This window comes from Rahnella perminowiae, assembly GCF_019049755.1.
In the GTDB taxonomy this organism is placed as follows: Bacteria; Pseudomonadota; Gammaproteobacteria; order Enterobacterales; family Enterobacteriaceae; genus Rahnella; species Rahnella perminowiae.
Map to the genome: position 1 here is coordinate 1 of NZ_JAFMOS010000432.1, position 9,296 is coordinate 9,296.

Annotated in this window: 5 protein-coding genes; 2 read left to right on the top strand and 3 right to left on the bottom strand. The window is 53.4% G+C overall.

The genetic code is table 11. The features are described from left to right. Positions 1-29 precede the first annotated feature (29 nt). A complete protein-coding gene (glgX, locus tag J1785_RS06835; RefSeq protein WP_129951321.1) occupies positions 30-2,315 on the bottom strand; it encodes a glycogen debranching protein GlgX in 2,286 nt (761 codons plus the stop codon). 211 nt (positions 2,316-2,526) lie between these two features. Between glgX and J1785_RS06840 the strand changes: the two genes are divergently transcribed. Continuing rightward, a complete protein-coding gene (locus J1785_RS06840) occupies positions 2,527-3,471 on the top strand; it encodes a 2-hydroxyacid dehydrogenase (RefSeq protein WP_217219102.1) in 945 nt (314 codons plus the stop codon). Between the two features lie 196 nt (positions 3,472-3,667). Next, on the top strand, positions 3,668-4,621 hold the full coding sequence (gene cbl, locus J1785_RS06845; protein WP_129951319.1) for an HTH-type transcriptional regulator Cbl: 954 nt from the start codon (positions 3,668-3,670) through the stop codon (positions 4,619-4,621). Positions 4,622-4,744: 123 nt separating this feature from the next. Here cbl and J1785_RS06850 read toward each other — a convergent pair whose 3' ends face one another. After that, entirely contained in the window at positions 4,745-6,688 is a 1,944-nt protein-coding gene (locus tag J1785_RS06850) for an exoribonuclease II (RefSeq protein ID WP_129951318.1), read from the bottom strand. 149 nt (positions 6,689-6,837) lie between these two features. Then, a complete protein-coding gene (locus J1785_RS06855) occupies positions 6,838-9,144 on the bottom strand; it encodes an FdhF/YdeP family oxidoreductase (RefSeq protein ID WP_217156703.1) in 2,307 nt (768 codons plus the stop codon). Positions 9,145-9,296 lie beyond the last annotated feature (152 nt).

The window sequence follows — 9,296 nt, forward strand, 5'->3', positions numbered from 1 at the left end:
GCTTATTAATCTGAAGCCGCGCCAAAACCTTAGTGTTTCGCGGTGCTGAGCAGCTCAAATAACACCACAGTGCGGGACGTGCAGATGTACTCGCGGCCAAATTCAAAGTTATGCTCGTTGATGTCATCCGGCTGGAAGGTATCGAAAATATGTCGCCAGCTTTCACCATGCGCCACCGAAGGCAACGTGAACACCACGTCTTCATGTGACGCGTTGAACAGTAGCAGTACCGTGCTTAGCGAGCCCTGCCGCACCAGACCGGTCGGCTGGGCACGGCCATCGAGCAACATCGCAATGCATTTGGCATGGGGATCTTTCCAGGCTGCATCGGACATTTCCTGCCCCTGTGGCTGGAACCAGCTCACATCCTTCACTCCCAGTTTTTCATGCAGCGCGCCAGTCAGGAAGCGTCCCCGGTGCAATATCGGGAAGCGTTTACGCAAAGCAATGAGCCGGTAGGTGAATAGCAACAGCGCCTTGCCTTTGTCTCCAATATCCCAGTTTACCCAGGCAATATCCGTGTCCTGACAATAGGCGTTGTTATTGCCGTTCTGCGAGCGGCCAAACTCATCACCCGCAAGCAGCATCGGCGTCCCCTGAGAAAGCAACAACGTCGCCAGCATATTGCGCATTTGCCGCTGCCGCAGTTCATTGATGGCCGGATCGTCAGTCGGGCCTTCCACACCATAGTTCGCGGAAATGTTGTTATCGCTGCCATCTTCGCCGTTTTCGCCATTAGCCTCGTTGTGTTTATTGGCATACGACACCCAGTCATTGAGCGTGAAACCGTCGTGGGCAGTAATGAAATTCACGGAAGCATAAGGCTTGCGGCCCCGGTGATTAAACAAGTCTGCTGAACCGGAAAGTCGTGTAACAAACTGCGCCAGCTGACCTTCATCGCCACGCCAGAATTTACGCACCGTGTCACGGAACCGGTCGTTCCATTCCATCCAGCCTGGCGGGAAGCCGCCCACCTGATATCCGCCGGGGCCACAATCCCAGGGTTCGGCGATCAGTTTACATTGGCTGAGGATAGGATCCTGGCGGCAGGTGTCGAGAAAGCCGCAGCCCTCATCAAAACCATAGCTTTCACGTCCGAGGATGGTTGCCAGATCAAAGCGAAAACCATCGACCTGCATTTCAGTTGCCCAGTATCGCAGCGAGTCGGTGACCATCTGTAATACGCGGGGATGGCTGAGATTGAGCGTATTGCCGGTACCGGTATCGTTTATGTAATAACGCTTATTGTCAGGCATCAGCCGGTAATAGCTGGCGTTGTCGATACCTTTGAAAGACAGCGTCGGACCCAGCTCGTTACCTTCGGCGGTGTGGTTATAAACGACATCCAGAATGACCTCAATGCCTGCGGCATGCAGGGTGGCAATCATCTGTTTGAACTCATTAACGGTTTGCGTCGCCATATATTGCGGATGCGGCGCAAAGAAACTCAGCGTGTTATAGCCCCAGAAATTATGCAGACCATTATCCTGCAAATGCCGGTCATCGGTAAAAGCATGAACAGGCATCAGCTCGACAGACGTGACGCCGAGAGAACGGATATAGTCCACGATATGTGGCGTGCTCATGCCGGAAAACGTGCCGCGCAGATGCTCGGGTACTGCCGGATGGCGCATGGTATAACCGCGGACATGGGTCTCATAAATCAGAGTTTTTTCCCAGGGAATGTGTCTTTTTCGGGAACGGGCCCATGAGAATGCGGGATCAATCACCCGGCATTTAGGCAAAAACGCGGCGCTGTCAGTATTATCAATGTGCAAATCTTTCTTCGGGCTTTGCAGGTCATAGGCGAACAGCGCATCGTCCCATTTCAGTTCGCCGACAATCTGTTTGGCGTAAGGGTCGAGCAGTAACTTGGCGGGATTAAACCGGTGGCCATCGTGCGGCGCATAGGGGCCGTGTACGCGATAGGCATACAGCAGGCCGGGACGGGCATCCGGCAGATAACCGTGCCAGACTTCATCGGTATATTCCGGAAGTTCGATGACATCGTATTGCTCACCGTCTTCGTTAAAAAGACACAGCTCAACCTTGGTGGCGTTAGCTGAAAACAGCGCGAAATTGACGCCCAGTCCGTCCCAGGTCGCACCCAGTGGCACCGGCAATCCTTCGCGTACCCGTGTGGTGTGCCCGGAATCGAAACTGCGAACAATCTCACCATCACTGTAAGGCTCAATAATCCGCACGCCAAACTCATCTACTGCAATATCAACCTGTAAATGTGCCGGAATGGTGCGGGTTTCTTCCGTTGTTACAACAGGCTTACTTATCTTCTTGCTGGATCGGGCCTTTGCCATACTTGACGTCACTCCGTTTCAGGGAAATCTGACAAAAATTGCCGAAGGGGTCGACTGCGTGCATGCAGACGATAACAAGCAGTGTAGACCGGACTTGGTAACTTCTCCTGTAAACCGCCGAAAAGCTGTACAAGGGAAAGCGCATCGTTGATAGTGAAAGCGAAAAAGCTAGCCTGCTAGTGATTGACTGACATTATCCCGAGGAAACTCCATGACCATTGCGTTGCTCAGCCATATTGAACTTGATGCTGGCTATCCTGGCCGTTTTGAGGCCGCCGGTTTTTGCCTTTATTTTGCGACCTCGCCTGAACAGCGCGCAAACCTTGATCCGCAGATCGCCCGGCAAATCCGCGGGGTATTAACCATTGGCAGCATCGGATTAAGCGCAACGGAAATGGAGGTGTTACCGGCACTGGAAATCATTTGTGCGCAGGGAGTGGGCTTTGAACATATTGATGTCGCCGCAGCAAGACAACGGGGTATTCATGTCACCAATGGCCCCGGCACCAATAACGCCTCAGTGGCGGACCATACGCTGGCCCTGATGCTGGCTATTACCCGAAGAATTCCCCAATTTGATGCCGCCGTACGCACGGGGGAATGGAAAAAAACGCGCTGGAATACACCGGGAATGGCGGGTAAACGTCTGGGTATTATCGGCCTGGGTAACATCGGTGCATTGATTGCCCGCCGCGCATCAGGCGGATTTGATATGGAGATTGGGTATCACAACCGGCGGCAACAGGAAGACAGCCCGTACCGTTATTTCCTCACGACCACGGATCTGGCTGAATGGGCTGATTATCTGGTGGTGGCGACGCCGGGCGGCAAAAACACCGTCAGGCTGGTGGACGCTGCGGTGCTTCATGCGCTGGGGCCTGAAGGCTTTTTGATTAATATCGCGCGGGGAAGCGTGGTGGACAGTGCCGCACTGATTGCCAGCCTGCACAATAATGTCATCGCCGGTGCCGCGCTGGATGTGGTGGACGGTGAGCCGCAGGTGCCGCCGGAAATGTTCATGCTGGATAATCTGGTGCTCACGCCACATGTTGCAGGTCGTTCGCCGGAATCCGTCGAAAACATGCTGACACTGGTTCTGGCAAACCTTGAGGCTCATTTTAGCGGGAAACCGGTCATGACGCCGGTGCCAGAGTAATCTGCGGATTGTTAGCATGTTGCTGAGAGGTTTTAAAACCTGAAAACGCCGGTTACCGGCGTTTTTTACGATCGTCAAAAATCATCGCCTGTCTCCTATAGTCGTAAAAAGCATAAGTAACCGCTTTTTCTTATTTGTCTGGCATAGCAACAGATCGTAACAATAGGGTTTTCGGCAAGCAAAGAGGCAGACTGCGGTGAACTTTCAACAACTCAAAATTATACGGGAATCAGCGCGATGCAATTACAACCTGACAGAAGTATCGAACATGCTGTTCACGTCGCAGTCAGGTGTCAGCCGTCATATCCGCGAGCTGGAAGATGAACTGGGCGTTGAGATATTTATCCGTCGTGGAAAGCGCTTACTGGGGCTGACTGAGCCGGGTAAAGAGTTGCTGGCAGTCGCCGAGAGAATTCTTAACGAGGCGCAGAATATCCGGCGTCTGGCGGATGTTTTCTCCAAAGAAGACGCGGGTGTGCTGACCATCGCCACCACTCACACTCAGGCACGTTACAGTTTGCCTAAAGTTATCAAAGCCTTCCGTGCCATTTATCCGGGGGTCCGTCTCGAGTTACATCAGGGTTCACCACAGGAAGTGCTGGCAATGTTGCTCAGCGGGCAGGCGGATGTGGCCATCGCCAGTGAAAGGCTGATGAATGATCCGTCAGTCGCCGCATTTCCTTATTACCGCTGGCATCATGCCATCGTGGTACCGCAGGGGCATCCGCTGACGCTGCAACACCCGCTGACGTTACAGCATCTGAGCGAACAGCCTTTGATCACCTATCGTCAGGGTATCACCGGACGTTCCCGTCTTGATGAGGCTTTCAGCCGTGCCGCACTGACCGCTGATATCGTGCTGAGTGCGCAGGATTCTGATGTGATTAAGACATACGTCGAACTGGGACTGGGCGTGGGGATCCTGGCTGATAAAGCATTTGAAGCCAACCGTGATACCGGTCTTCAGTTGATCAACGCGGAACATTTATTTGAAGCCAATACGGTCTGGCTGGGGCTGAAGAAAGCCCAGTTGCAGAGAAACTACGTCTGGCGATTTATCGAGTTATGTAATCCGGGGCTGTCGGTCAATGAGATTAAAGAGAAGGTGTTTGCAACGGGCGGCGAACCGGTGATTGACTATCAGATCTGAGATAACGGGCTGGCTCCCTGCGAAGGGGGAGGAGCGAACAGAGCACTTTCTCAGCACGGCCTCTTTAGGACATAAAAAAACCGGTCAAATGACCGGTTTTTTATCTTCGCTGAAAGCGAAACCTTAAACTGCCGGTTTGGCAATCACATTCCGGTTTTCCATGCGGACTTCCGCAATGTTCACATCAATGATGTCACTCTGACGATAGGCCACTTCACCTTTGATAAGCACGGTGCCCGTCTCTGCGCTGCAGACCAGCTCATCACGCACACTGTGCAGGAACGGAGCCGGGATAAATGCTACGGCACCGATATCTTGCAGACGGACACGCAGGCCGCCGCGCGTGACATCGATGATCTCGGCGCTGAACTTAACCTCAGTACCGACTTTATCTTCCAGATAACGGGCATACAGCCAGTCACCGACGTCACGTTCGGCCATGCGGTTAGCACGGCGACGTTCTGCCAACTGAAGGGTCATGTCATCCTGAGGTTTTTCAGCAGACTGTTGCAGGATCATCGCTTTCAGCAAACGGTGGTTCACCATATCGCCGTATTTACGGATAGGTGATGTCCAGGTGGCGTAAGCTTCCAGGCCCAGACCGAAGTGCGGCCCTGGTGTGGTGCTGATTTCCGCAAAGGTCTGGAAACGGCGGATGCGGCTGTCAAGGAACTGCGTGGGTAAAGCATCAAGCTTGCGACGCAGTGCGCAGAAACCTGGCAGGGTCAGCAGTTCTTCAGCATTAGCCTCAACGTCATTGGCCTGCAACACGGTGATTGCGTTTTCAACCAGTAACGGGTCAAAACCGGTATGCACGTTGTAAACGCCGAAACCGAGGCTGTCACGCAGGGCAATCGCTGCACAGACGTTGGCGGCAATCATCGATTCTTCAACAATGCGGTTGGCAATGCGGCGATGCTCAGCGATGATTTCCAGTACATTGCCTTTCTCACCCAGCACGAAGCGGTAATCAGGACGATCTTTGAACACCAGTGCATGCTCGGTACGCCATGCACTGCGCACGTCACAGACGCGTTTCAGCAGGCGGATCTGGGAGGCAATCACATCGCTGGCCGGTTGCCATTCGCTTTTCTCATCCGCTTCCAGCCAGTCAGACACGTCGTCGTACGCCAGCTTGGCTTTTGATTCGATAGTCGCGGCGAAGAAGCGAATGTCGCTGCCCAGTGAGCCATCAGTGCCCACAGTAACAGAACACGCCAGAACCGGACGGCTGACGTCCGGCCACAGTGAACAGATATCATCGGACAATTCGCGCGGCAGCATCGGGATGTTGAAGCCTGGCAAATAGTTGGTGAAGGCGCGTTTTTTCGCAATATTGTCCAGATCGCTGCCTTCGCTGACGTAAGCCGTCGGGTCAGCAATCGCGACAGTCATTTGCAGGGTGCCGTCACCGTTGTCTTTAACATACAGTGCGTCATCCATGTCCTGCGTACTGCCGCTGTCAATAGTGACAAATGGCAGGGCAGTCAGGTCTTCGCGGGTCAGACCTTCATCGCGCAGTTCGGCAATATCCGTTTTTGGCGCTTCACGTTCGAGGTTATGACGGGCCAGCGTCACCCACCACGGCGCAAGTTCGTCGGCCCCGGTCGTGATCCATTCGGTGATTTCAGCCTGGAAACTGTGGTCGCCTTCTTTCAGCGGGTGGCGGCGCATCTCAGCCACACACCAGTCACCGTCGCTCACTTCATGATTGATATTGCGGGCAACGCGGCACTGAATAGCATCACGTAATAAAGGATGATCAGGAATGACAGAAAGGCGGTCATCTTTCTTCGTTACACGGCCAACAAAACGGCTGAGAAAAGGTTCAACCAACTTTTCCGGCTGGACGACTTCACGCTCTTTTTCGGTTTGCAGTGAAGCGATAACGCGATCCCCGTGCATGACTTTTTTCATGTACGGAGGGGGAATGAAATAGCTTTTTTGACCCTCTACTTCAAGAAAGCCAAAGCCTTTCTCAGTGCCTTTCACGATGCCTTCAACACGTGGAGTCTGAGAGTGAAGTTGCTGTTTTAGCTGCGCGAGCAGCGGGTTATCTTGAAACATATCGTCCAGAGAATTGGGGGTTAATGTGGCTCGATTAGCGGCAGACAGTTTTACGCGATCTGGCCCCTTCGGGCAAGCAGCATCAGCCCCTTTCGCCTCATAACCCTGAAGCGAAAGGGGAGATTTGCGCGATGTCTCGCAAGTAACACTTATGCGATACGTTGCAGGTCAACTTTTGGTTGGCAGCGACGGATAGTCACCGGCACAGCTTTCGAGGTCGGGGTGTGGGTCTGATCACCAAAACTGGACATCGGCACCAGCGGGTTGGTTTCCGGATAATAGGCCGCCAGGTTACCGCGTGGAATATCATAGCTGACCAGTTTGAAACCTGTGACTTTACGCTCAACACCGTCATTCCACAGCGTTTCGATTTCTACCAGTTCGCCGTCTTGCAGGCCGAGATCCGCCAGATCCTGCGGGTGGATAAACAGCACCTCACGCTGACCGTAAACGCCACGGTAACGGTCATCAAGGCCGTAAATGGTGGTGTTATATTGGTCGTGTGAACGTAACGTTTGCAGGGTGAACGGTGCATTCCGGTCGCCCATCGGAATCAACACTTCTGGCAACGGTGATGCACTGAAATTCGCCTTACCGCTCAGGGTGTTGAATTTCAGTTCTGCTGCCGCGTTACCGAGATAGAAACCGCCTTTAATATCGCAGCGCGCATTGAAATCTTTGAAACCCGGAATGGTGGCTTCAATATGATCACGGATCAGATTGTAATCGTCAGCCAGCGCCATCCAGTCAAGGTATTTATCACCCAGAACGGCATTGGCGATACCGCAGACAATTGCCGTTTCCGAACGCTGCTCTGTGGATAACGGGATCCCCACACCTTCGGAGGCATGGACCATGCTGAAGGAGTCTTCAACCGTGATAAATTGCGAACCGGTTGCCTGCATATCCAGCTCGGTACGGCCCAGCGTTGGCAGAATCAGCGCTTCTGCGCCGGGTGTCAGGTGCGTACGGTTTAGTTTGGTGCTGATCTGAACTGACAGTTCCAGATTGCTCAGCGCCTGTTCGGTACGTGGCGTATCCGGTGCCGCCGCCGCCAGATTACCCCCGAGGCAGATCAGAACCCTGGCTTCTTTACGCAGCATGGCTTCCAGTGCTTCAACCGTGTTGTGCCCCGGTACACGCGGTGGCGTGAATTTGAAGTGGCTTTCCATCGCATCCAGCAGGGCGGCTGGCGCTTTTTCATCGATACCCATGGTGCGGTTACCCTGCACATTGCTGTGACCGCGAACCGGACACAAACCGGCGCCAGGCTTGCCAAGCTGACCAAACAACAGTTGCAGGTTGGTGATTTCACGCACGGTCGGTACGGAGTGTTTATGTTGCGTCACACCCATTGCCCAGGTACAAATCACACGTTCTGCATTCATATAAATAGATGCCGCTTCGCGCAAGTCCTGTTCGCTCAGACCTGACTGTCCAGTGATTTTTTCCCAGCTGGTGGCATCGACCACAGCCAGATACTCATCGACACCGGCACAGTGGGCTGCGATAAATTCTTCATCAAACAGGGAAGGCTGGCCGGAAGCAATACGTTCGCGGTGAGTCTGCAATAGCGCTTTAACCATTCCGCGTACAGCGGCCATATCACCGCCAAGGTTTGGCTGATAATAGGCTGCGCTGATGCGACCGGCTTTCGGTGTCACCACTTCCAGCGGTTTTTGCGGATCAGCGAAACGCTCCAGACCCCGTTCACGCAGGGTGTTAAAACTGACCACTTTTGCACCCCGGTCGGACGCATGACGCAGGCTGTGCAGCATACGCGGGTGGTTAGTGCCCGGATTCTGACCGAAGACGAAAATCGCATCGGCTTTCTCAAAATCATCCAGGCGGATGGTGCCTTTACCGACGCCGATACTTTGTTTCAGGCCAACACCACTGGCTTCGTGGCACATGTTTGAGCAGTCAGGGAAGTTGTTCGTCCCGAACATTCGGCCGAACACCTGATACAAATAAGAGGCTTCGTTACTCGCACGACCGGAGGTGTAGAAATCCGCCTGATCCGGGCTTTCCAGTCCATTCAGATGACTGGCGATCAGTGAGAATGCGGCATCCCAGCTGATAGGTTCGTAATGGTCGGTGGTGCGGTTATAACGCATCGGATGGGTCAGACGACCCTGATATTCGAGGAAGTAATCGCTCTGCGCACGCAGTTTGCTCACACTGTGTTGAGCGAAGAATTCGGGTTCAACGGCTTTACGGGTGGCTTCCCAACTGACGGCTTTCGCACCGTTTTCGCAGAAGCTGAAAGTACTGTGATTATCATCCCCCCAGGCACAACCCGGGCAGTCAAAACCTCGACCTTTGTTAACACGCATCAGGTTACGTAAGTTTGAAAGGACTTTCTTACTGTCGAAGACGAAACGGGTGGTTGATTCAAGTGCACCCCAGCCGCCGGCCGCGCCGTGGTAGGGTTTGATCTCAGTTTTGAATTTCATAGTTATGCTTCGCAGGTGGTTTTTGTTTTGTCTGTGAACAAACCGGATGATGAATTGTTATCCGGATTGTTAATTTTATGTCACAAGTTTAGGAGGGGCATGCAAGAACGTCTAATCGAATGCTGTGATGGAGCGATAGAAATCCTCTATCG

Excerpts from the sequence above, each read along its gene's own strand:
- J1785_RS06840 (WP_217219102.1), top strand. The coding sequence starts at position 2,527 with ATGACCATTGCGTTGCTCAGCCATATTGAACTTGATGCTGGCTATCCT.
- glgX (WP_129951321.1), bottom strand. The coding sequence starts at position 2,315 with ATGGCAAAGGCCCGATCCAGCAAGAAGATAAGTAAGCCTGTTGTAACA.
- J1785_RS06850 (WP_129951318.1), bottom strand. The coding sequence starts at position 6,688 with ATGTTTCAAGATAACCCGCTGCTCGCGCAGCTAAAACAGCAACTTCAC.
- J1785_RS06855 (WP_217156703.1), bottom strand. The coding sequence starts at position 9,144 with ATGAAATTCAAAACTGAGATCAAACCCTACCACGGCGCGGCCGGCGGC.